We start from the raw sequence: 21,648 nt of genomic DNA on the forward strand, positions 1-21,648 counted from the left end.
CCTTACTTCGCGTGGGAGGCGGTGCCGGCGCTGCCGGCTGTCGCGACGCCGGGCCAAGGCTTCGGGTCGACCGACGCCCCCGGCGACAGCGTGTGGAAACCTTGCACGATCACCGCGTCGCCGGCCTTCAACCCGTCGGCGATGATCCAGCGGCCGTCGACCAGACGCGACGGCGTCACCGGCCGCAGTTCGGCCTTGCGGTCGGCCGTGACGACGTAGAGCTGCGCCTGACCTCCGGGATCGCGGCGCAGCGCGCGGTCGGGCACCGCCAGCACGCCCGCCTGCTCGCCCTGCACGAGTTGCACCCGGACATACATGCCGGGCAACAGGTCGCCGTCCGGATTGGGAAACTCGCCGCGCAGTGTCACCTGCCCGGTGGTGGCGTCGACCGAGGCTTCGGAGAACAGCAGACGGCCACGATGGGCATAGCTCGCACCATTGTCGAACCGCAGCCGCACCTCGGCCTCGATCTCATCGCCCGGCTTCGCCGAGCGCTGCGCGGCGTGCTTCAGGGCCAGCAGGTCGTTGGCCGACTGGGTGAAGTCGGCATAGACCGGGTCGAGCTGCTGGATCGTCGCCAGACTCTCGCTGCCGCCGACGGTGAACAGTGCCCCCTCGGTGATCAGTGCCCGGCCGATCCGGCCGGTGATCGGCGCGCGGACTTCGGTGTACTGCAGATCGAGCTCGGCGCCCTGCAGCCCGGCGCGCGCGGAGGCCTCATCCGCCTCCGCCTGCGCCAGTTCGGCGATCGCCTTGTCGTAGAGCTGGCCGGTGGTCGCGTCGCGATTCTTCAGTTGGGTCTGGCGCTCGGCCTGCTGGGCCGCCAGCGCACGCGTCGCCTCGGCGCGTTGCAGCGCCGCCTTGGCGCTGGCGACGCGAACCTGAAACGGCGCCGGATCGAGCCGGTACAGGACGTCGCCCTGCTGGACGATGGTGCCTTGCTTGAACACGCGCTCGACGATGATGCCGGAGACGCGCGGGCGCACCTCGGCGATCCGGGTCGGCGCGATCCGCCCGGGCAGGTCGCTGACGATGCGCACCGTTTCCGGCGCGACCGTCACCACGCTGACCTTCACCGGCGGCGCTGCCTGATCGGCCCCCGCCTGTTTGCCGTCACCACAGCCGGCCAGACTTACCACTACGCCAAACGCGCAAGCGGCCCGGAGGGCGGCCTTCATCTTCGTCGTCACGCAACTCACCTTTGCTCGGCGCGAACGCGGAGCCCCCAGCCACACCGCAACCGCCCTAAAGATACCATCCGGTTGGTATATTAGATTGTTGACAGTGACAACCGGCCACCGTCTAGATTCATCCAGACGTCACATCGAAAGTCTCTCGCCGCGATGAGCAGCGCCTATGAGCGAAAGAAGCAACCGGAGGTGGTCCGCCGCGCGCTGATCGACTGCGCCGCCACCCTGGCGCTGGAGCGCGGCCTGCAGGCCGTCACGGTGCAGGCCGTCGCCGCCGCGGCGGGCGTCACCAAGGGCGGGCTGTTTCATCACTTTCCGACCAAGGAGAGACTGATCGAGGCGGTGTTCGACGCGCAGCTCGACGTGTTCGGCGCCGCCGTCGACGAGGCGCTGCAGGACGACCATTCCAGCTACGGCTGCTTCACTCGCGCCTATGTGCGGGCCACCTTCAATCTCAGCGATCAGGACGATAGCCAGTGCGGCGGCGCTTTGGCGGTGTCGATGATGACCGATCCGCTGCTGCGGCCGCGCTGGTCGGAGAGGATGCGCGCGTGGCTGACCAAGCACAGGAAGACCGACTCGGCGCCGGCGCTGGAGATCGTCCGGCTCGCCGCCGACGGCGCCTGGCTCGCCGACCTCACCCACCTCGCCCCCGATCTGCGGATGGACCGCAAAAAGCTACTGGCGCGGCTGATCGCGATGACGCGGAAAGACTGACCTGCGGAGCCTGATACGCGCACTTCGGACACGCCGCATCACGGCCGATCACAACTCGCCGGCCGAGACATCCGCAGACATGATCCGGCGCATCGACGGCATCCCGCGATCGTAGTTGTATCGCGACCGGGGAACGCTACGTTCCCCGCGCTCGGTGATTCTGGCGTGGAGTCTTCGGGCCCAATGGAGAAATCAGATGACCAAGACCGGCGCCGCATTGTTCGCGGCAGCGACCATTCTCACTCTGGCGGCGGCTCCGGCCTCGGCCCGCGATTTCCCTTATTGCCTGCAGGGCGGCGGATGGGGTTACCCCGGCAACTGCCAGTTCGACTCCTACCAGCAGTGCATGGTGACGGCTTCGGGCACCCTGGCTTATTGCGACATCAATCCGGTCTTCGCGTTCAGTGAGAGGCCACAGGCTTCCGAGCCGCAGGACGCTCCGCCGCCGAAGCGGCAGCTCCATCATCGCCGGCAATGAGGCGCCGACGGACGGCGGTCATGATGCCGGATCACCTGCGCGAGGGTGTAACGGTAGTTACCGAAAAACGACGGCGCCGCTTCCGGCCGGAAGCGACGCCGTAAAACTTCGATCAGGCGACCCGCCTATTCGTCGCGATACACCTTTTCGCGCTTCTCATGGCGCTCCTGGGCTTCGACCGAGAGCGTCGCAATCGGGCGCGCTTCGAGCCGCTTCAAAGAGATCGGCTCGCCGGTCTCCTCGCAATAGCCGTAGGTGTTGTCTTCGATCCGCTGCAGCGCCGCGTCGATCTTGGCGATCAGCTTGCGTTGACGGTCGCGAGCGCGCAGCTCAATAGCGCGGTCGGTTTCGGAAGAGGCGCGATCGGCCAAGTCGGGATGATTGACGTTCTCTTCCTGTAGTGCCTGGAGCGTGAGTTTGGCTTCACGCAGGATCTCGTCCTTCCAAGCCAACAATTTGGCGCGAAAATACTCGCGCTGCCGCTCGTTCATGAACGGCTCTTTCTCGGATGGTCGATAGTCTTTCAACTTTTCCAAGGGCAATCCATGATCCACATGAGGCGGTAAACACCCCGCCTGCGCGGCAGCTTATATAGCGCCGGGGTGTGACAGACAATATCGACCGCAACGTTCGTAGCGGAACAGCGAAATCGCTGGGGAACAGGTTTCGGAAAGCTCAACCCTGGCCGGCCTTGGCGAGCTCGACTTCGACTCGCAGCTCGATCTCTCCGAGCACCGCGTCGAGGCCCGGATCGCCGGAGCTGTCCTTCAATTCGGCAGCGGCGGCCCGCAGCCGGGCAACCATGGCGGCGTCGAGCGAGCCGGACAGCAGCCCGATCTTCAGATCGTCGAGCGCGTCCAGCGCAGTCCGCCCGCGCCGCACTGAGCGCTTGCGCCGCTCGGTGGCATCCTCGACCCCCTGCATCGCCAGCAGCGCGTCGAGGCCGGCCGCCGGGCGCGGCGCGCTGATCGGCTTGGAGTCGTGCGGCGTCGGCGCGGTGGGCAGCGAGAACGTGCTCGATCCGGAGCGCCGGACTGGGCCGGTGCCGGTCGATGTGGTGGTGCCGTTTGGACCGTAAATGCGCATCGTATCTCTCGCCGTGTCCAGGCTCGCCGCGGAACAGCTTACACCCAGGGCGGCAACAGGGCTGAGGCCCCCGACCCGCAGCAAACCGTTTTATGGTTAACGGCGAGTAAACGGCCCGGCAAGAATTGCCGGGAGCGGCAGTTTCGGCGCTGCGGGAACCCGAACCCGGCTCCGGAAAATGGAACTTCCATACGTAATATCAACAAGTTGCGCCGACTCGCGGAGTGGCACAGGACTGGCAAGGAATGGCTGACCCACGTCGTCGGCGCATGCCGTCGATGGATCGACAGGAGCCGTGAATGCTGCGTCCGACCACCCGAATCCTCAAGCTGGCCTCGGCGGTGCTGTGCGCGCTGCTGCTGACCGGCCAGGCGGCGAACGCGACCTCTCGGATCAAGGACCTCGCCAACATCGAAGGCATCCGCCAGAACCAGCTGATCGGCTACGGCTTGGTGGTCGGCCTCAACGGCACCGGCGATACCCTCAACAACATTCCCTTCACCAAGCAGTCGCTGCAGGCGATGCTGGAACGGATGGGCGTCAACATCCGCGGCGCCACCATCCGGACCGGCAACGTCGCCGCCGTGATGGTAACCGGCAATCTGCCGCCGTTCGCCACCCAGGGCACCCGGATGGACGTCACCGTCTCGGCTCTTGGCGACGCCAAGAACCTGCAGGGCGGCACCCTGCTGGTCACGCCGCTGCTCGGTGCCGATGGCAACGTCTATGCGGTCGCGCAGGGCTCGCTGGCGATCGGCGGCTTCCAGGCCGCGGGTGCCGCGGCGAGCATCACCCAGGGCGTCCCGACCGTGGGCCGGATCGCCAACGGCGCGATCATCGAGCGCGAGATCGAATTCGCTCTGAATCGGCTGCCGAACGTGCGGCTGGCGCTGCGCAATGCCGACTTCACCACCGCCAAGCGGATCGCCGCCGCGGTCAACGACTATCTCGGCACCAAATGCGCCGAACCGCTCGATCCTTCCACCGTGCAGCTCTCGATCCCGGCCGAATTCAAAGGCAATGCCGTGGCGCTGCTGACGGAGATCGAACAATTGCAGGTCGAGCCGGATCAGGCCGCCAAGATCGTGATCGACGAGCGCAGCGGTATCATCGTCATGGGCCGGGACGTCCGCGTCGCCACCGTGGCGGTCGCGCAGGGCAACCTGACGGTGTCGATCTCCGAAAGCCCGCAGGTGAGCCAGCCTGGGCCGCTGTCGAACGGCAACACCGTGGTCACCCCCAATACCCGCGTGTCGGTAACGCAGGACGGCAAGAAGCTGGCCGTGGTCAAGGACGGGGTGTCGCTGCAGCAGCTCGTCGACGGCCTCAACAGCCTGGGCATCGGCCCGCGCGACCTGATCGGCATTCTGCAGGCGATCAAGGCCGCCGGCGCCATCGAAGCCGACATCGAGGTGATGTGATGACCACTGCCACCACTTACGGCCCGTCGCTTCCGACCTACAACGGCCGGCCCGACTTCGAGCTCGCCGAAGCGCTGTCGAAAGTGCCGGCGAAGCTGCAGCAGAAGGCCAAGGCCAACGCCCGCGACTTCGAGGCGATGTATCTCAACACCATGTTTTCGCAGATGACGACGGGGCTGAAGGGTGAAGGGCCGTTCGGCGACACCGTCGGCACCGGCGTCTGGCGCTCGATGCTCACCGACCAGCATTCGCAGATGATCGCCAAGGCCGGCGGCGTCGGCATCGCCGCCGACGTGTACCGCTCACTGATCCTGCAACAGGCAGCCCGCTCCTGAGCCCGCAAAGGACGACGCCATGATCTCCACGCAACCTCAACAAGTTCAGCCCGCCGCCGTGCAGTCGGTGACGACCCCCACGGATGCACGCAAGCTCGCCGAAGGCCTGATCGAGGTGATGGACGGGTTGCTCAAGCTGATCGAGCGCGAGACCGAACTGGTCCGCGCCGGCAAGATCGCCGAAGCGATGCAGCTCGAAGGCGACAAGGCCGAACGCACCAAGCGTTACATCAGCGCCATCACGCTGGTGCGCGCCAGCCAGCCCTACATGGCGAAAGCGACGCCCGACCTGCTCGCCACGCTACATCGGCACCACGAAGTGTTCCGCGCGATGCTGCAGGTCAATCTGACGGTGCTGGCCACCGCGCACGCGGTGTCGGAAGGCATCGTGCGCGGCGTCAATGCCGAAGTGCAGAAGCGCAACGGCCCGCAGACCTACACCGCCTACGGCCGGCACACCGCGCCGAGCCCGCGTCAGCTGACGCCGATCGCGGTCAGCCGTTCGCTGTAGCCCTCTCCTTCCGAACGCCGATCATCGCCATCGCTGCGCGCGGTGCTTCGTGCGCGCGCATGCTCGTGCGGTCGATCGCTTTCGATTCAAATCATCGCAGTCTTTGCAGGAGGAATTTCAGAACTGTTTGCCACGATGATCGAGGAGGTGTGGGATTGACCTGATGGAAGCCAGGAGGCTGACATGAGTATCGATTTCAACGTCAAACCGGTGGGGGCGCCGGTGATTACGCCGATGCTCAGGCCGGAGCCTGAAGCGGCGCGAACTGCGATACCGACCGATCTTCCCGCGCCACAAAGTGTGACCGCGGCGGAGAGCGGATCCGGCTCGACGGGAGTCAGGTCTCAATCCGACCGCTCGCCGATCGCCCGTCAGGTGATCTTCGATCCGGCTGCGGCAGAGATGGTATATGTCGCGCTCGATCAGGACACGCAGGCGGTGATCAGCCAATATCCGGAATCTTGGCAGCTCAAGGCTCGCGCCTACTTCCGCGAGCTCGATCAGTCCAAGACCGCCCGGAGCGGATCGCTCGCAACCGACCGCGTCGTCTGACGCGCGCTCGGATCGTTCGACGGGATCTTCCCGGCCTGCCGGTCGCAGGCGCGGGGATTTCGTGCTGCCCGCAAGGAGGAACTGTGCACCGGCGCAGAACCATCACGCACATTCAGCGGGATCATTTCACGCGCGACCGCTGAGGCCCGCGGCGATGTTTCGGTTAATGTCGATCAGCGCCTGCAGGCGCTCGACTTCCGGCTTGATCTGCAGCGCGCTGGACTGGCTGAGCACGAACACGCCAATATTGGCGATGTTCTGGCGAATTTCGATCGATTGCGGATTGTCGTCGCGCATCGCTTCAGAAACGAAAATCGACCACAGCTTGCGATTGAACATCAGCGCTTCCTGAAGTCCGATCGCGCCCTTCTCTTCCCAGTTGGTGACGATGTCTTGGAGCTGTTTGGCCGCCTTCAACAACGCTTGCGCCTCGATTTCGCGAGGAGATGCTGTTCTCTGCGCGGTTCGGGCGTAGGCTTGCGCGGCACTCGACATCGTCTACCTCGACAATAATTCTTCTTCACGCTTGATGAGGGGGCGCAGCTCTCTGAGTGCCTTATAGAGATTGCCGCTTAAGATTAGATTACTGGTCGCCTCGATCGTTTCCCGGAAGCTCGGAACCGCCTCGAGCAATTCCTTGATGAAGCCCAGGTACAGCTCCTGGTACGCGGGAATGTCGTTCTGCAGATACATCATCTGCACGCACAGATAGATGCGCTTGACCGGCGTGTTGGCGGTCTCCGCGGTGAGAATGTCCTTCTCGCGCAGGATCGGCGCATCGCCGTCAATCAGGAAAGTCGTGCGGGCGTCGGAGTTGGTGATCACGCTCTGCCCGATCACGATCCGCTCGAACGGTTTCAATTCGACTCGCAGAGGCATGGTGTCTCCCTTCGCGTACGGTCAACGGACCAAAATCGACTCATCCTCAAGCCATTTTCCTTATGCGCAGGCTTTCCGAATCGATCCAGTGCAAACGCGCCGTAGTTTCAGGGGAAAAGTGCAACAGCCGATTGCGCGGCGGCGAGTCGCGACGGCGGCGACCCGCCGCTGCGACCGTCGTCCCGGCGCGCGGCCGGGACCGCCGTGACTACCGCAGCAGCTGCAGCACGCTCTGCTGCGACTGGTTGGCGAGCGACAGCGCCGACACCGCGATCGATTGCCGGGTCGACAGCGCCTGACTGTTGGCTGCTTCTTCGTTGGTGTCGGCGAGCGTCAGGTTGGACGAGCCGGTCTGCAGCACGTTGATCAGGTTCTTGGCGAACTCCTGACGGATCTGCACGATCGACAGGTTGGAGCCGTAGGACGACGCCTGCGACCGCAGCGTGGTCGAGGCGGTGTTCAGCGCAGCGAGCGTCTTGTTGGTCGCGGCGTTGTCGATGAAGTCGGTGCCGGACACCAGCGTCGGCAGGCCGAGCGCCGCCGGCGACAGCGCGGTGCCGACGATGGTCAGCGTCGACTTGCCGGTCTCGTTGAACACCAGCTTCAGGGTGTCGCCGTTCAGCAGGTTGACGCCGTTGAACGACGCGTCCTGCGACGTGGTGGTGATCTGCGCGATCACGTTGTTGTACTGATCGACCAGCTTGGCGCGCGCCATCTGCGAGGTGGCGTCGGGCACCGGCGGGTTCGGCGTGCTGAAGGTCAGCGTCGCCGTGATGGTGCCGCCGAGCACGCCGCCGTCGGCAATCGAGCCGAGCGTCGACGACGCGTAGTCGTTGTTGGACGAAATCGTCAGCAGGCCGTTGGCGTCGATCTGCGCGATCATGTTGTTGGTCGCGAGCTTGGCGTTGAGCTGCGCCAGCGACTTCACGGTGCCGCCGGTGCCGTCGCCGAAGGTGATGCTGACCGGTGTGCCGCCCTTGAACGAGGTGAAGGTCAGCGTCTTGCCGGCGACGCCGCCGGTGCCGGAGGCGCGCGACGCCTTGAACTCGGTCGAGGTGCCGGTGTTGCCGGCGAGGCCGAGCGCCAGCATGGCGTTGCCGGTGCCGCTGATGGTGAGGTCGGAGGCGCTGCCGGTCGAGATCTTCAGCGAGCCGCTCGACAGCGACGAGTTGGCCGACCCGGTCTGAGTGCTCAGCATGGCGCCGCCCTGGCTCAGCTTCGCGGTCTGCACGCCGGTGGCGAGGTCAATCGCGGTCAGCACGTCGGCCATGGTGCCGCCCTGCAGATACACGGTCGAATTGCCGAGCCCGTCGGTCTCGACGTGGCCGGTGACGCCGGGGTGGGTCAAGGACGGCGTCGGCGTCGGCGCGTTCTTGAAGGTGATGGTCTTGCCGTTGACGTTCAGCGTCGAGCCGTCCTCGATCAGCGTTCCGATGGTGGACGCGCTGGTCGAGCGGGTGACGGTCAGCGTCGCCGGCCCCGGGCCGGTCGAGGTGGTCAGTTGCAGCGAGTTGAGGAAGTCGGCCGGGCCGGTGATGCTAAGATCGGCGCCGGTCGAGGTCTGCAGCGTCACCGCACCGCCGCTGATCTGCGACGGCGTGCCGTTGGCCGCGAAGGTCGCGACGCCGCCCGAGATCGTCGCCGTCTTCACGCCGCTGGCCAGATCGATCGCGGTGAGCACGTCGCCCACCGTGGCCGAGGTGAAGGTGTTGCTCGTCCCCATATAGATCGTCGAATTGCCCGACGTGTCGGTGACGATGTTGCCGAGCACGCCGGAGCCGGCGAGCAAGCCGGCCGCGCTCGGCGGATCGCTCGACTTGAACACCACCGACTTGCCGTTGACGGTCAGCGTCGTGCCATCGGCGATCGCCGGCCCAAGGCCGCCGACCGAATTGAACAGCTTGGTGGTGGCGGTGATCGCTGTCGATGCGCCGGTGCCCAGCGCGACGTTGACGGTGGCGCCGAAGCCGAGCTTCGCCAACACCAGGCCGCCGGTGGAGTCGCTGACCGACAGCGCCCGGTTGGTGCCGGTGTGAAGCTGGATGTGACCGGTGCCATCGACCACCGACGGGTTGCTGGTGTTGCCGTTGATGGTGTCGACGGTCGCCAGCAACGCGCTGATCGGCTGGTTGATGCCGATCGTGTAATTGCCGTTGGTGTCGGCGCTGGCCGAGCCCGTGGTGGTGAAGGTGATGGTCTTGCCGTTGACCGTGATCGAATCGCCGGCCTGCGGGCCAGTCGGCGTAACGGTCGAGCCGTTGGTCAGCGAACTGATCAGGTCGGCGCCGGTTGCCGCGGCGGTCGCGGTGCCGGTGTGGAGCACAGCGCCGGTAGCAGTGGCGTCGGCCGCGGTCGGCAGGGTGATCGGAGCGCCGCCGATGCTGCCGACGCCGCCGCCGAGCGTGTCGGTCAGGGAGACGCCGGTGGTGCCGCCGGCGCTGCCGTCATTGACCACCGCGCTGGTGGCGGTCGCGCTGGCAAAGGTCTGGGTACCGCGCAGATCGTCCGGGGTGGCGCCCGCGATGGTCGCCGCAACGTTGGATTTCGTGGAGTAGCCGACGTTCGACTGCAGCGCCTGGTTGGCGATCGACTTGGCGGTGTCGATCAGCTTGTTCAGCGAGGTGATGCCGGTGTTGGCTGCCTGCAGGATCTGGACGCCGTTGCTGATGCCGTCGAGCAGGTTGTTGATGTCGCTGGCCCGGCTGTCGAGACCTGCCGCGGTGAAGAAGTTGGTCGGATTGTCGAGCGCGGTGTTGACCTTCTTGCCGGAAGCAAGACGGTTCTGCGTCGTCGCCAACAGATCGGCAGTCGACTGCAGCGATAGCAAGTTCTGGCGAACCGCTGCTGAGAGAACCACATCAGACATGGTGCAAACCTTCCTGATCCGCGCTTGACGTCGACCTTCAGTCGCACGTCGCTGCTCGCGTCGAACGGTCGTTGCCGCTGCGACGCTTGCCGGTTGTGTTTAGACGCCTGTTCTGGAGAGGGACCTCGGCTGCACGACACCCGTGCGCACCGGATCAACGCGGCCGATTCTCGGCCTACCTTCTTCCTGAGCACCGGGGACTATGGTCGGGGCCCTTTAAAATATGGTTAACAGCATCTTAAGGAGAAAAAATCCAATTAAATCAAAGAGGCGACCAATCGGCCGCCTGTTGAATCCGCGCGGAGAGGGGTTCCAAGAGAGTGATTCGCTAACCTTTTGGACGGCTGCGGGCCGCTTGTGACTGATTCGCGGGGTCCGGGAACGGATGCCGCCGCGGCGCCCCTTATGGTTAATGAATTGTTTACACGCATCGCCGAGGATGGCGCGCCTACGAGCGTCTCTCAGGTGCGCCACAGGACCCGAGGAGATACGATCACTCAGCCAGATTCGGATCATCAGATGCAGCCCGGACGCAACAAGGCCGTTCCTCCCCGCAGCCAGACCGACAAGGCTTACGAGCCGGTGATGCTGCTGATGCGCGCGCGGCTGTTGCATCAGAACGGACAGCTCGACGAAGCGCGCTCCGCTTACAAGAAGGTGCTGAAGAAGGCGCCGGACAATTTCGGCGCGCTGCATTTCTACGCGCTGGCCGAATATCAGAGCGGCAATCTCGAACCCGCGATCCGATCGTTGAAGCGCGCCCTGCTGATCGAGCCGACGTCCGCCCAGGCGCATTCCGACATGAGCATCCTGATGCTCACCTCCGGCCGGTTCGCCGAGGCGGTCGCTTCGGCCGACAAGGCGATCGCGCTCGATCCGAGCCTCACCCTCGCGCACGCCAACCGCGGTCTCGCGCTGGCCTCCCTCGGCAGCTACGACGAAGCGGTGGCGAGCTTCGACAAGGCGATCGAGCTGCTGCCGAGCCGCGCCGACAGCTGGAACGACCGAGGCAATGCGTTGCACAAGCTCGGCCGTTATCAGGAAGCACTGGCCAGCTACGACAAAGCGATCGAGATCGATCCGCTCAACGACGCCGCGTTCATGAACCGCGCCAGCACCTTCAAAGAGCTGAAGCAATTCGATCTGGCGCTCGCCAGCTACGACCGCGCGCTGTCGATTGGCAAGCGCCCGGTCGAGGCCGGAATTTGCCGCGCCGAGACGCTCCTGGCCATGAAGAAGGTCAAGGACGCGATGGCGACCTGTACCGCGGTGCTCAAGGTCGAGCCGAGTTCGGTGCCGGCTCTAACGCTGCTCGGCAATTGCATGGCCGCGCTCGGCGACGCCGATACTGCCATTGGGCTGCACAGCCGCGCGCTTGAGCTGGCCCCGCATTACGAGGCCGCGATCTCCAGCAAGATCTTCGCGATGGATTTCAGCGCGGGCTCGACCATCGAGATGCAGCAGGCGACGCGCAAGAACTGGTGGACGCAAGTCGGCGCGCCGATCTACCGGGCCTGCGCGGTGCCGCCGGCCAACGATCGCGACCCGGACCGACGTCTCGTGATCGGCTACGTGTCGGCGGATTTCCGCGCCCATTCGGCCGCGTTCTCGTTCCGCCCGGTGCTGATGCATCACGACAAGCAGAATTTCGAGATCGTCTGCTACTCGGGCGTGATCATTCCGGACGACACTACCAGCAGCTTCATGGCCGTCGCCGACAAATGGCGCGACATCTCGCAATGGGCCGACGATCGTGTCGCCGATGCGATCCGGCAGGACAAGGTCGACATCCTGGTCGATCTGTCGGGCCACTCCGGCGGCAACCGGCTGCGGGTGTTCGCCCGCAAGCTCGCCCCGGTGCAGATCACCGCCTGGGGCCATGCCACCGGCACCGGCCTGCCGGTGATCGACTATCTGCTCGGCGACCCGGTGGCGATCCCCGGTGAGGACCGCCAGTTCTACGCCGAAACGATCTACGACCTGCCGTCGATCGTGATCATCGAGCCGCTGCCCGACGATTGGCGCTCGCAGGAGCTGCCGTTCGACCGCAACGGCTATCTGACCTACGGTTCGCTGAACCGCATCTCCAAGATTTCGGACGCCGCAATCGAGGTGTGGGCGCAACTGCTCACGACCGTGCCGACGTCGCGGCTGATCCTGAAGGATCACCAGATCGACGATCCGTCGGTGCGCCAGACCCTGTTGGAGAAGTTCGCCGCTCGCGGCATCGCGGCGAGCCGGATCACCCTGCTGGGCTCCAGCTCGCGCCAGGATCATCTGGAAACGCTCAAGCAGATCGATCTCTGCCTCGACCCGTTCCCGCAGGCCGGCGGCGTCTCGACCTGGGAAGCGCTGCATATGGGCGTGCCGGTGGTCAGCCGGCTCGGCACCACCGTGCCCAGCCGGGTCGGCTGCGCAGTGCTCGCCGCCGCCGGGCTGCCCGACTTCATCGCGACCGACGATGCGCGTTACATCGAGATCGCCAGTAAGCCGGATCTGGAGCGGTTGCGCACCATCCGCCGCGGACTGCGCGACTTCATCCTGCAGCGCTGCGGCCCGGCCGCCTACACCCGCGCGGTCGAAGACGCGTATCGGACGATGTGGAAGCGCTGGTGCGCCACGCCGTTCGACGAAGCCAAGGACCGCGCCCTGCGCCGCGGCCGCTGAGATCCGCTACACGCCGGCGCCGCCGCTGTGCTTCGGCGCGGTGCCGGGGACGAACGGGGCGATCAGCATTTCGCGTTTGATCAAGTCGTCGTCGATCGACGGCAATTGGCTTTCCAGCGGCGCGCCGAACTTCAACACCGGATACAGCTTCTGAGCCGGGTTGATCTCGACGTTGCAGAACACCGGGCCCCTGCGGGCATAGACGTCGGATAGCTGGCCGGCGATATCGGCGCTGCGGCTGATCGTGACCACCGGCAGATCCATCGCCTCGGCGACTTTGCGAAAGTCCACGAACGACAATCCGCTTGGCGCATCGACGCCGACATAGTGGCCGTCGAGCCAGGTCTCCAGCGTCTGCTTCTGGATGCCGTGGCCGTGATTGTTGAACAGCATCAGCCGCACCGGCAGTTCGTGCCGCTTCAGCAGCGCCAGTTCGCCGAGCGACAGCATCAGGCCGCCGTCGCCGATGATGCAGGTGACGCCGCCCTTCGCCTGCACCGCGGCGCCGATCGACGCCGCCAGCGCGTAGCCCATCGCGGTGTTGTTCCAGTCGGAGATCAGCCGCTGGCCGCGCTGGATACGGAAGCCGTTGCAGGTCCAGGTCAGGTTGCCGCCGGTGTCGACATAGAGCAGCTCATCGGCAGGCGCAGCGGCGCTGAGCTCGTCGATGAAGTCGTAGGCGTCGACGAAACCGGCGTTGTCGGGCGCGGGGCCAGGCCGATCGTCCGGCAACGTGCTGCGCCAATGCGCGATTGTACTCAGCCACGCGTCTCGCGGCGGCGCCGCCTCGATCGCGGCGAGCAGCTTCGGCACGAAATCGTCGAGCCGCGCTGCGATCCGCGTCGCGATGCGGATGCCGCGGTCGTCGAACTTGTCCATCTCGCCGCGGCTGGCGTCGACCATCACGATCGTCGCCTCGCGCGCGAACGACGGCAGAATGCCGCCGGTGACGTTCTGCGACAGCCGGCTGCCGAGGCACAGGATCAGGTCGGCGTTCTGCACCGTGAAGTTGCCGAGCCGCGGCCCATAGACGCCGAACGGCCCGACCCGCAGCGGATGATCGGCTGCGATCAGATCGGTCGCAGCCCAGGTGGTCAGCACCGGCATGCCGAGGCGATCGACCAGTTGATCCAGCATCGACCCGATCCGCGGCGTCGCCAGCCCGCCGCCGAGGATCAGCACCGGGCGCTTCGCCCGCGCGATCAGCGGCAGCAGCGCCGCGATTTCGGCGTCGAGATTGGTCGGTCCAGCCGGGGGCTCCGGCGTAAAGCCAGGCAGCGCGTCTGGGTCGATCTCGGTCCGCTGCAGATCGTCCGGCAGATCGATCAGCACCGAACCCGGCCGGCCTTCGAATGCGAGATGATACGCTTTCTCCAGATGATAGCGGATGGTGGCGGGGTCAGAGATCTGCACCGCGTATTTGGTGACGGACGCGAAGATCGAGGTGACGTCGGTTTCCTGAAAGCCGAGCTGACGGATCTGGTTCTTGCCCTTCAGCCGGTGGGTGGCGACCTGACCGGTGATCATCAGCGTCGGCACCGAATCGTAATAGGCGCAGCAGACGCCGGTCAGCAGATTGGTGGCGCCGGGGCCCGAGGTGGTGATGGCGACGCCGAGCTTGCCGGTGGCGCGCGCATAGCCGTCGGCGGCGATCGCAGCCGCCTGCTCGTGCTGCGGGAAGATCGGGGTGACATCCGGATGGCGCTGGGCGGAATCGAACATATGCACTGCGGCGCCGCCGGAAATGCCGAACACATGGGTGACGCCGCGCCGCGCGAGAAAATCGATGACGTAATCGGAGAGCTTCACGCTTGTCCTCCTTGCGCGGCCGATCAATTGCCGTGGCGGCGCAGCTTGTAGATGTTCGGATCGGCGGCCAGCCGTTCGGTCAGCGCCGCACCGCCGCCGCGCCAGGCATCGTGCACCACCGAGAGATTGCGCCCGCCGGTCGCGGCGCGGCCGGCCTCGAACGCCCATTCGATGCAGCCGAAGATGTCCTCGTAAGACGTACCCTGTGCGCCGCTGTCCAGGAATTCGAGGGTGCGGCGCAGATTGACGCCGGCGTCGTCGCCGGCCTCGACGGTCTGGCGATGGATCTTGGTGTTGACCCAGCCGGTGCCGACCGCGATCGCGTGCACGTCCGCGTACTCGTCGTCGAGCAGCTCGCACAGCTTCACCAGCATCACCTTGCCGAGGCAATAGGCCGAGTAGTTGCGGAACGGGCCGTTGATGCCGCCGCCGACCAGGAACGCGACCTTGGCGATCGAGGTATGCGCGCGCAGCGGATACAGCGCGTGCAGCAGCCGCATCTGGGCCACCGAGTTCAGCGACAGCGACGCCGCCCAGTCCTCGAAATCACGCCCGAAGAAGCCGCCGATCGGCGACAACTGCCCGGCGGCGCTGATCAGCCGCTCCCAGGGCCTGCCGAGCGCAGCGATCTCCGCCGCCGCGCTGCGCACGCTGCCGGCGTCGGTCAGATCGCAACGCACCAGATGGATGCCGGCGTCGGCTTGCAGCTCGCTCAAGTTATCGCTCGACCGATAGGTGCCGATCACGTCGTAGCCCTGCGCGCGATACAGCTGCGCCAACCTGATGCCGATGTCGCTGGAGATCGCCGCGATGACGACGCTGCCGCTCATCGCTGGCCTCCATAGGTCTTGGCCGCAGCTTGCGTAAACGCATGCGCCAAGGCGCCGTCGTTGTCGGTCATCAGGCCGTACCAGGCATCGTCGCTATTGGTCTGCGTCATTGCGAGCCGAAGGCGAAGCAATCCAGAGTCCCCGTGCACGGGGCTGGATTGCGTCGTCGGCTGCGCCTCCTCGCAATGACGGGGAGAGGCGAGTACGGCCAATGGATAATCGAGCTGCGCCTGCGCCAAGCTCGCCGGATTGCCGATGTCGCGGTGATAGCTGCCGTTGTGAAACGAGAAGATCCGGCCCATGAACACCGGCAGCACTTCGGTCGAGAAATCGACTACCGGCTTGCCGAGCGAGGCGATGAAATCGATCACCTCGGGCTCGACGATATAAACCGCGGCGTTAGCGAGGTTGCCCTTGGGATGCTGGGGCTTCTCGTCCATCTGAAGCACACGGCCGGCGGGATCGAGCGTGAGGATGCCGCAGCTCTGCGGATGATCGGTGACGAAACTCATCATCGTCATCGCACAATCCGCCGGCCGCCCCGCATGCGCGGCAAGGAAGGCGCGCGGATCGAACAGGCTGAGATTGTCGGCATGGGCGAACAGCGTCGGGCCGTCCGTGAAGCGCTCGCGATGCCGCAGCAGCGTGCCGGCGGTACCGAGCAGCGTGGTCTCGGGCGCGAGGATCACCCGCTCCGCCCACGGGCTGCGGCGGATGTACTCGCTCACCAGATCGGCGTGATGGTGCAGATTGACGACGATCTCGGAGAAGCCGGCCTCGCTCAGCATCTGCAGCCACAGCCCAAGCAGCGGACGGCCGGCGATCGGCATCAGGCATTTCGGCAGCACGCCCGTGAGCGGCGCGAGCCGCGTGCCGAGGCCGGCCGCGACCAAGAGCGCTTTGGCGCTGCCGCTCACGTGTCGAGCTCCCGGATGATGTCGCGCGCGGTGACCGGGATGTTGCCGATCCGGCCGACCTGGCAGGCGGCGGCGATCGAGGCGAGATACGCGCTGCGCCAGATGTCGGTGCCGATCGCCAGCGCCAGCGCGGCGCAGACGAAGAACGAGTCGCCGGCGCCGGCAGCGTCTTTCGGCGCGGTGTTGAACGCCGGCAGCCTGTCCGTCACCACCGTGCCGCCGGCGCCGGTCTCGGCGTGGACCAACAGGCCCTCGGCGGCGAGCGTCAGGATCACGTTCTTGGCCCGCGCCTTTTCGCGCAGCGCCTCGACCAGCACGACGAGGCCGGAGTCGAAGTCACGCATCGCCAGCCGCGCTTCGCGCTCGGTCGGCTTGATCAGCAGCATCTCGGTGAAGCGCGAGATGTCGCCGACCTGGGACGATGACTGGCTGTCGGCCACCATCGGCACGCCGCGGGCGCGGCACGCCTGCCCGACCGCCTCGATCAGCCGGGTCGGCAGACAGCCGTAGTTGAAGTCCGAGAACACCACGAGATCCGTGCTCGGCAACCGGTGCTCGATCGTCTCCAGCATGCGCGCCTGCAGATCGGCGTCGACATCGTGCTGCTTGAGATGGCTGACGCGCAGCAGCGTCTTGTTGCCGGCCCGAAACCGCTGCTTCGTCGTGGTCGGCCGGCTCTCGTCGGTGAGGATGGTGGCGTCGACGTTGTACGAGGCCAGCCGCTCGCGGGCGAAGTCCGCCATCGCATCGCCGCCGCCGACGGTGAGCAGACCGACCTGCGCGCCCATGCCGGCGGCATGACCGGCAACGATCCCGGCGCCGCCGACGAACAGCTCGCGGAGCACCGGCGTCACCACGATGGTCGGATCTTCCTGCGACAGGCCGAGCGGATCGCAGGCGATGTATTCGTCGACGATCAGATCGCCGATCACCAGCACCCGCAGCTTGGGAAAGCCCGCCAGCACGCTCTTCAGCTCGAGCGGTTCGAAGCGGTGCCGCCGCGGATAGTCGAGCGGCTTAATGATCGACGACGGATTGAACTCGCGGAACTCGCGCTTGATCAGATCGAGCGACGAGAACGCGACCTCGCCCGAGGAGAACACCAGCCGGCCGCCATAGCCGTCGAGCGCCGCCTTTTCAGGATTGTCGGCACCTTCGTGTTCCTTGCCCTTGACCACGACGGCGGGCCGCAACTCGGCGATGAAATCCTCCGGCGCGTCGTGCAGCAGGAAAGCGTGATCGACCACGCCGATCGCACGCACGCCTTCGAGCCGCAGCTCGGCCGGCAGCATCCAGTCGTAGCCGGGATCGGCCGTGACGCCGACGACGAGAAAATCCCCGCAATCGGCGGCGAATTTCAAAAGCCGCAGATGGCCCGGATGAACGATGTTGAAATTGCCGGAGACGAACACGATGCTGCGGCGTCGTCCGGCGAGTTTCCGGATCTCCGCGAGCGTCGTCTCGGTCTCGGGATGCAGCATCGGGGTCACCTCAGCGACGGATCGATTTCGATCAACGGACGCACGCTGCGGCGATGCTCCAGATCGTCGAGCGCCTCGTTGATCTCGTCGAGCGCGTAGCGGCGGCTGAACATCGCGTCGAGCGGCAGCTTGCCGTCGCGGTAAAGCCCGGCCAGCAGTTCGATGTCGCGCTCCGGCTTGCTGTCGCCGCCCCAGGTGCCGAGGATCCGCTTGCCGCAGATCAGCTCGAACGGATCGAGCGCGATCTTCTCGCCGCTGCGCGGATGCGAGGCGAACACGCACAGCCCGCCGAACCGCCGCGTGGCATCGAACGCCTGCTCGATGACGCGGGTGAGGCCGGCGGACTCGATCGCGATATCGACCCCGAGGCCGCCGGTGAGCTTGCGGATCTCCTCGACCGGATCGCTGCGCGAGGCGTCGATCACCATGGTGGCGCCGAGCTCGGCCGCCATCTTCAGCTTTGCGGGTTCGACATCGACCGCAATCACCTGTTTGCAGGCGAACAGCTTGCAGGCCATCAGCGCGGCAAGTCCGATGCCGCCGAGACCGAAGATCGCCAGCGTGCTACCAGCCTGCGGCTTGGCGATGTTGATGACGATGCCGGCACCGACCGGCAGCGCGCAGCCGAACAGCACCGCCACATCCATCGGCAGCCCGGCCGGCAACGGCGTGACGCGATTCTCGGCAACCACGGCATATTCGTTGAAGGTGGTGACGGCGCCGGCATTGATGACGCGCTCGCCGCTGGTGTAGCGCACGCCCTGAGTGTCGGAGCCCTGCCCCTTGATCCAGCCGAGAATGACGCGGTCGCCCTTCACGACCTTGCCGACGCCGGGACCGGTCTCGACGACAACGCCGGAGCCTTCGTGGCCCATCATGTGCGGCAGATAGCGATCCGGCCCGCGCCCGCCGCGCGCTTCCATCAGCTGACTGTGGCAGACACCGGAGTACGCGAGCTTGACCAGCACCTGCCCCGCGCTGAGCGCCGGCGCCTCCACCGTCTCGATCGAGAGCGGCTGGTTGAGCTCGTACAGCACCGCGGCACGGAAGGTCACGGACATGGCGGCCTCCGCGTGGTCGAGTCTTGCTTTCTCCCCGTCATTGCGAGCGAAGCGAAGCAATCCAGGAGCACTGTGCACAGATCTGCTGGATTGCTTCGTCGGCTTCGCCTCCTCGCAATGACGTGGAAAGTCCGTGCCATCATCGCTCCCTCAAAACGGTCCCGAGAACCAGGTGCCCGGCACGTCGTGCGGGAAGCTGCGCTGGGCGACCAGCGACGCGGTTTCCACCTCGCGGCCGAGCATCTGGCCGACGGCTTGCGCGATGTGTTCGGCGCGGACGTGGTAGTTCTTCGTCAGCGCCGGGCTGGTCGCTTCCGGCACGTCCGGCGCGGCGAGGCGCTGCGGCGCGCATTTCAGGTTGGCGAAGTGATCGGTCGCGATCCGCGCCACGATCTCGCCGGCGACACCGCCGGTCAGATGGCCGCTGTCAAGCGCCAGCAGCCGGCCGGTCTTCTGCACCGAGGCGATCACCGCCGGCCAGTCCAGCGGACGAATGCTGCGCAGGTCGATCAGGTCGCAGACGATGCCTTGGGCTGCGAGATGATCGACCGCGTGCAGCGCCTCGACCGTCATGTAGCTCATTGCCACGATGGTCACCGCGTCGCCGCTTCGGACCACGCGCGCCTTGCCCAAAGGCTCGCGCACGTCGCCGGCCGGCACCTCGCCTTGCATATTGTGCAGCCAGCGATGCTCGAGAAAGATCACCGGATCGTCGTCGAAGATCGAGCCGAGCAGCAGCGTCTTGGCGTCCGCAGCGGTGGTCGGCATCACCACCTTCAGACCGGGAATGTGCGCGAACCAGGATTGTAGGCTCTGCGAATGCGTTGGGCCCTGGCCCCAGCCGCGGCCGATGATCATCCGGATGGTGATCGGCACGCCGCGCTTGCCGCCGAACATGAAGCGCCATTTAGCGGCGTTGTTGACCAGCTGATCGAGCGACAGCAGCGCGAAATCGAGCCGCTGATGCGTCAGCACCGGCCGCATGCCGTTCAGCGCCGCACCGATCGCAAAGCCGGTCATCGCCGCTTCCGAGGTCGGCATGTCGAATACGCGGTCCGGGCCGAACTGTTTGTGCAGATCGAGCGTGGTGCCGAATACGCCCTTGGGATCGTCGGTGCCGAGGCCGAAGCAGATCACGTTCGGATCGGCCGCCAGCGCGGTGGCGAGCCCGTCGCGGATCGCGGCAGCGAAACTGGTTGCCATTCCGCCCTCCTCAGCCAGCCGCCGCGTAGACGTCGGTGAAGGCGTCTTCGGGCGGCGGGAACGGCGAGCTTTCGGCGAAGGCGAACGCCTCTTCGATCTCGGCATCGATCGCCGCCAGCATGTCGGCGACGTCGGCCTCGGTCACGATGGATTCGGTGACCAGCGCGCGCTGCAGCGCCGGCACCGGATCGCGCAGCTTCCACGCCTCGTATTCAGCCACCGAGCGATAGCCGATGTCGTTGTCATAGTTCGGCCCGCAATGTTCGCGCCAGCGATAGGTCTCGAACTCATAGAACCGCGGCCCCTCGCCGGCCCGGATCGCCGCCACGCCTTCGCTCAGCGCCGCAACCACCGCACGGGCATCATTGCCATCGCCGTGATGCGTTTTGAGGCCGAAGCCGGCGACGAGTTCATACAGCTTGCGGCCGGGCGGCTGCCGCACGCTCAGCGGCGAATACACCGAGTAGCCGTTGTTCTCGCAGAGAAACAACACGGGAAGCTGCTTCACCACCGCGAAGTTCACCGACTCGAAGAACACGCCTGTTTCCGGCACAGCGTCGCCGAGGAACACGCAGGCGATCTGCCCGGTGGCTTTCAACTTCATCGGGTAGGACAGCCCGACGCCGACCGGCACCGTGCCGCCGACGATCGCGGTCGAGCCCATGAAGCCGACGCTCTCGTCGATCAGATGCATCGAGCCGCCCTTGCCGCGGGCGCAGCCGGTGACCTTGCCGTAGATCTCGGCGATCATCGCCTTCAGCGATCCGCCCTTGGCGAGATAATGCGCGTGGGCGCGATGGCCGCTGACCGCGAGATCGGTCGGCCTCAGCACCGCACCTGCCGCCGCGGCAACCGCCTCCTGCCCGACCGACAGATGCGTCGGGCAGCGCATCTTCTGCTCGCCGTAGCGCGCCGCGATGGTCTCCTCCACGCTGCGGATCCGCAGCATGTCGAACAGCAGGCGACGCGACGTCTCGGGATTCATGGGATGAACCAGTAGTAGTCGCCGGTGTAGCCGATGTCGGCGAAGAACGCCTTCCACTCGTCGACATGCATGATGGTCTGCGCGGTCAGGTTCCACGCCATCATCCGGCGCTTCTCGTCGTCGTCGCGATAGGCGTCGACGGTGATGAACGCACCCTTCCGCGCCACCCGCTCGATCTCGCGCAGCGCCGTTGCGCAGTCGTCACGGACGAGGTTGTGCACGGTGTTGATCGAGATCACCACGTCGAACGATTTGTCGGCGAACGGCAGCTTGGTCGCGCTGGCGACGCTGACATGCGGCTTCATGTCGTCGATGGCGTGCTCGATGGCATAATCCGAGACGTCGACGCCCTTCACGGTGATGCCGGGGATCAGCTCGGCCATGTCGTGCAGCATGAAGCCCTTGGCGCAGCCGACATCGAGCACCGAGGACGATGCGTCGAGGCCGAAATGCTGCTGGAACGTCGGAATCACCGGCTGCCAGAACCGCGGCATGTAATTGAAGCCGCCGTAGCCGTGGCGGCGGTCGCCGTCGAAGAACTCCTTGCCGAATTTGCGCGCGATCGCACGATCCTCTTCGGACTTGGTCTGGCCGCGCTCGTCGACATTGCGCTTGGTGCGCGGATAGTTGACGAGCAGATCGATTTCCTGGCCCATTGCG

The 21,648-nt window shown here is 65.9% G+C and carries 21 protein-coding genes; 7 read left to right on the plus strand and 14 right to left on the minus strand.

Features of this window, described 5'->3' with window-relative positions; genetic code table 11:
* Window positions 1-2 precede the first annotated feature (2 nt).
* Window positions 3-1,190 carry an efflux RND transporter periplasmic adaptor subunit gene (locus DNX69_RS24510; protein ID WP_425327327.1) on the minus strand — a complete coding sequence of 396 codons (1,188 nt, stop codon included), beginning with the start codon at window positions 1,188-1,190 and terminating at the stop codon, window positions 3-5.
* A gap of 153 nt (window positions 1,191-1,343) precedes the next feature.
* On the opposite strand from DNX69_RS24510, the gene DNX69_RS24515 reads away from it, so the two are divergent.
* A complete protein-coding gene (locus DNX69_RS24515; RefSeq protein ID WP_110788616.1) occupies window positions 1,344-1,907 on the plus strand; it encodes a TetR family transcriptional regulator in 564 nt (187 codons plus the stop codon).
* 196 nt (window positions 1,908-2,103) lie between these two features.
* A complete protein-coding gene (locus DNX69_RS24520) occupies window positions 2,104-2,385 on the plus strand; it encodes a DUF3551 domain-containing protein (protein ID WP_110788617.1) in 282 nt (93 codons plus the stop codon).
* Window positions 2,386-2,510: 125 nt separating this feature from the next.
* On the opposite strand, the gene dksA is transcribed toward DNX69_RS24520, so the two are convergent.
* A complete protein-coding gene (gene dksA / locus DNX69_RS24525) occupies window positions 2,511-2,921 on the minus strand; it encodes an RNA polymerase-binding protein DksA (protein WP_013501217.1) in 411 nt (136 codons plus the stop codon).
* Window positions 2,922-3,060: 139 nt separating this feature from the next.
* Complete coding sequence (locus DNX69_RS24530) at window positions 3,061-3,471, minus strand: flagellar assembly protein FliX (protein ID WP_110788618.1); 411 nt, start codon at window positions 3,469-3,471, stop codon at window positions 3,061-3,063.
* Between the two features lie 299 nt (window positions 3,472-3,770).
* Between DNX69_RS24530 and DNX69_RS24535 the strand changes: the two genes are divergently transcribed.
* The 4 genes from DNX69_RS24535 (at window position 3,771) to DNX69_RS24550 (ending at window position 6,290) form a co-directional block, all read left to right on the plus strand.
* Entirely contained in the window at window positions 3,771-4,892 is a 1,122-nt protein-coding gene (locus DNX69_RS24535) for a flagellar basal body P-ring protein FlgI (protein WP_110788619.1), read from the plus strand.
* Window positions 4,892-5,227, plus strand: coding sequence for a flagellar assembly peptidoglycan hydrolase FlgJ (gene flgJ, locus DNX69_RS24540; RefSeq protein ID WP_110788620.1), 336 nt, complete (start codon window positions 4,892-4,894; stop codon window positions 5,225-5,227). The genes DNX69_RS24535 and flgJ overlap by 1 nt, the downstream gene beginning before the upstream one ends.
* A gap of 19 nt (window positions 5,228-5,246) precedes the next feature.
* Complete coding sequence (locus tag DNX69_RS24545) at window positions 5,247-5,738, plus strand: hypothetical protein (protein ID WP_110788621.1); 492 nt, start codon at window positions 5,247-5,249, stop codon at window positions 5,736-5,738.
* A gap of 183 nt (window positions 5,739-5,921) precedes the next feature.
* On the plus strand, window positions 5,922-6,290 hold the full coding sequence (locus DNX69_RS24550; RefSeq protein ID WP_110788622.1) for a hypothetical protein: 369 nt from the start codon (window positions 5,922-5,924) through the stop codon (window positions 6,288-6,290).
* A 126-nt stretch (window positions 6,291-6,416) separates the two neighbouring features.
* On the opposite strand, the gene flaF is transcribed toward DNX69_RS24550, so the two are convergent.
* The 3 genes from flaF to DNX69_RS24565 all read right to left on the minus strand — a co-directional run bounded on the left by flaF (window position 6,417) and on the right by DNX69_RS24565 (window position 10,035).
* Window positions 6,417-6,785 carry a flagellar biosynthesis regulator FlaF gene (flaF, locus tag DNX69_RS24555; protein WP_110788623.1) on the minus strand — a complete coding sequence of 123 codons (369 nt, stop codon included), beginning with the start codon at window positions 6,783-6,785 and terminating at the stop codon, window positions 6,417-6,419.
* A 3-nt stretch (window positions 6,786-6,788) separates the two neighbouring features.
* On the minus strand, window positions 6,789-7,169 hold the full coding sequence (gene flbT, locus DNX69_RS24560; protein WP_110788624.1) for a flagellar biosynthesis repressor FlbT: 381 nt from the start codon (window positions 7,167-7,169) through the stop codon (window positions 6,789-6,791).
* Window positions 7,170-7,377: 208 nt separating this feature from the next.
* A complete protein-coding gene (locus DNX69_RS24565; protein ID WP_110788625.1) occupies window positions 7,378-10,035 on the minus strand; it encodes a DUF1522 domain-containing protein in 2,658 nt (885 codons plus the stop codon).
* Between the two features lie 519 nt (window positions 10,036-10,554).
* Between DNX69_RS24565 and DNX69_RS24570 the strand changes: the two genes are divergently transcribed.
* Window positions 10,555-12,702, plus strand: a complete 2,148-nt coding sequence (locus DNX69_RS24570) for a tetratricopeptide repeat protein (RefSeq protein WP_110788626.1) — start codon at window positions 10,555-10,557, stop codon at window positions 12,700-12,702.
* A gap of 6 nt (window positions 12,703-12,708) precedes the next feature.
* Here DNX69_RS24570 and DNX69_RS24575 read toward each other — a convergent pair whose 3' ends face one another.
* The 8 genes from DNX69_RS24575 to DNX69_RS24610 all read right to left on the minus strand — a co-directional run bounded on the left by DNX69_RS24575 (window position 12,709) and on the right by DNX69_RS24610 (window position 21,644).
* A complete protein-coding gene (locus DNX69_RS24575) occupies window positions 12,709-14,511 on the minus strand; it encodes a thiamine pyrophosphate-binding protein (protein WP_110788627.1) in 1,803 nt (600 codons plus the stop codon).
* A gap of 23 nt (window positions 14,512-14,534) precedes the next feature.
* Window positions 14,535-15,341 carry an SDR family NAD(P)-dependent oxidoreductase gene (locus tag DNX69_RS24580; protein WP_110788628.1) on the minus strand — a complete coding sequence of 269 codons (807 nt, stop codon included), beginning with the start codon at window positions 15,339-15,341 and terminating at the stop codon, window positions 14,535-14,537.
* Window positions 15,338-16,258 (minus strand): nucleotidyltransferase family protein, encoded by a 921-nt coding sequence (locus DNX69_RS24585; RefSeq protein WP_110788629.1) that lies wholly within the window; start codon window positions 16,256-16,258, stop codon window positions 15,338-15,340. The genes DNX69_RS24580 and DNX69_RS24585 overlap by 4 nt, the downstream gene beginning before the upstream one ends.
* Window positions 16,255-17,739 carry a PfkB family carbohydrate kinase gene (locus DNX69_RS24590; RefSeq protein WP_110788630.1) on the minus strand — a complete coding sequence of 495 codons (1,485 nt, stop codon included), beginning with the start codon at window positions 17,737-17,739 and terminating at the stop codon, window positions 16,255-16,257. The genes DNX69_RS24585 and DNX69_RS24590 overlap by 4 nt, the downstream gene beginning before the upstream one ends.
* A 5-nt stretch (window positions 17,740-17,744) precedes the next feature.
* A complete protein-coding gene (locus DNX69_RS24595; protein WP_110788631.1) occupies window positions 17,745-18,800 on the minus strand; it encodes a zinc-binding dehydrogenase in 1,056 nt (351 codons plus the stop codon).
* A 150-nt stretch (window positions 18,801-18,950) separates the two neighbouring features.
* Entirely contained in the window at window positions 18,951-20,003 is a 1,053-nt protein-coding gene (locus DNX69_RS24600; RefSeq protein WP_110788632.1) for an alpha-ketoacid dehydrogenase subunit beta, read from the minus strand.
* Window positions 20,004-20,013: 10 nt separating this feature from the next.
* Complete coding sequence (locus DNX69_RS24605) at window positions 20,014-20,988, minus strand: thiamine pyrophosphate-dependent dehydrogenase E1 component subunit alpha (RefSeq protein ID WP_110788633.1); 975 nt, start codon at window positions 20,986-20,988, stop codon at window positions 20,014-20,016.
* Entirely contained in the window at window positions 20,985-21,644 is a 660-nt protein-coding gene (locus DNX69_RS24610; protein WP_110788634.1) for a class I SAM-dependent methyltransferase, read from the minus strand. Before DNX69_RS24610 ends, DNX69_RS24605 begins: the two co-directional genes overlap by 4 nt.
* Window positions 21,645-21,648: the final 4 nt, after the last annotated feature.

This window comes from Rhodopseudomonas palustris (genome assembly GCF_003226555.1).
In the GTDB taxonomy this organism is placed as follows: domain Bacteria; phylum Pseudomonadota; class Alphaproteobacteria; order Rhizobiales; family Xanthobacteraceae; genus Rhodopseudomonas; species Rhodopseudomonas palustris_I.

Bases quoted from the DNA above. Each gene is read 5' to 3' on its own strand.
- DNX69_RS24515 (WP_110788616.1), top strand. From the start codon at position 1,344: ATGAGCAGCGCCTATGAGCGAAAGAAGCAACCGGAGGTGGTCCGCCGC.
- DNX69_RS24520 (WP_110788617.1), top strand. From the start codon at position 2,104: ATGACCAAGACCGGCGCCGCATTGTTCGCGGCAGCGACCATTCTCACT.
- DNX69_RS24530 (WP_110788618.1), bottom strand. From the start codon at position 3,471: ATGCGCATTTACGGTCCAAACGGCACCACCACATCGACCGGCACCGGC.
- DNX69_RS24535 (WP_110788619.1), top strand. From the start codon at position 3,771: ATGCTGCGTCCGACCACCCGAATCCTCAAGCTGGCCTCGGCGGTGCTG.
- flgJ (WP_110788620.1), top strand. From the start codon at position 4,892: ATGACCACTGCCACCACTTACGGCCCGTCGCTTCCGACCTACAACGGC.
- DNX69_RS24545 (WP_110788621.1), top strand. From the start codon at position 5,247: ATGATCTCCACGCAACCTCAACAAGTTCAGCCCGCCGCCGTGCAGTCG.
- DNX69_RS24550 (WP_110788622.1), top strand. From the start codon at position 5,922: ATGAGTATCGATTTCAACGTCAAACCGGTGGGGGCGCCGGTGATTACG.
- flaF (WP_110788623.1), bottom strand. From the start codon at position 6,785: ATGTCGAGTGCCGCGCAAGCCTACGCCCGAACCGCGCAGAGAACAGCA.
- flbT (WP_110788624.1), bottom strand. From the start codon at position 7,169: ATGCCTCTGCGAGTCGAATTGAAACCGTTCGAGCGGATCGTGATCGGG.
- DNX69_RS24565 (WP_110788625.1), bottom strand. From the start codon at position 10,035: ATGTCTGATGTGGTTCTCTCAGCAGCGGTTCGCCAGAACTTGCTATCG.
- DNX69_RS24570 (WP_110788626.1), top strand. From the start codon at position 10,555: ATGCAGCCCGGACGCAACAAGGCCGTTCCTCCCCGCAGCCAGACCGAC.
- DNX69_RS24580 (WP_110788628.1), bottom strand. From the start codon at position 15,341: ATGAGCGGCAGCGTCGTCATCGCGGCGATCTCCAGCGACATCGGCATC.
- DNX69_RS24590 (WP_110788630.1), bottom strand. From the start codon at position 17,739: ATGCTGCATCCCGAGACCGAGACGACGCTCGCGGAGATCCGGAAACTC.
- DNX69_RS24595 (WP_110788631.1), bottom strand. From the start codon at position 18,800: ATGTCCGTGACCTTCCGTGCCGCGGTGCTGTACGAGCTCAACCAGCCG.
- DNX69_RS24600 (WP_110788632.1), bottom strand. From the start codon at position 20,003: ATGGCAACCAGTTTCGCTGCCGCGATCCGCGACGGGCTCGCCACCGCG.
- DNX69_RS24605 (WP_110788633.1), bottom strand. From the start codon at position 20,988: ATGAATCCCGAGACGTCGCGTCGCCTGCTGTTCGACATGCTGCGGATC.
- DNX69_RS24610 (WP_110788634.1), bottom strand. From the start codon at position 21,644: ATGGGCCAGGAAATCGATCTGCTCGTCAACTATCCGCGCACCAAGCGC.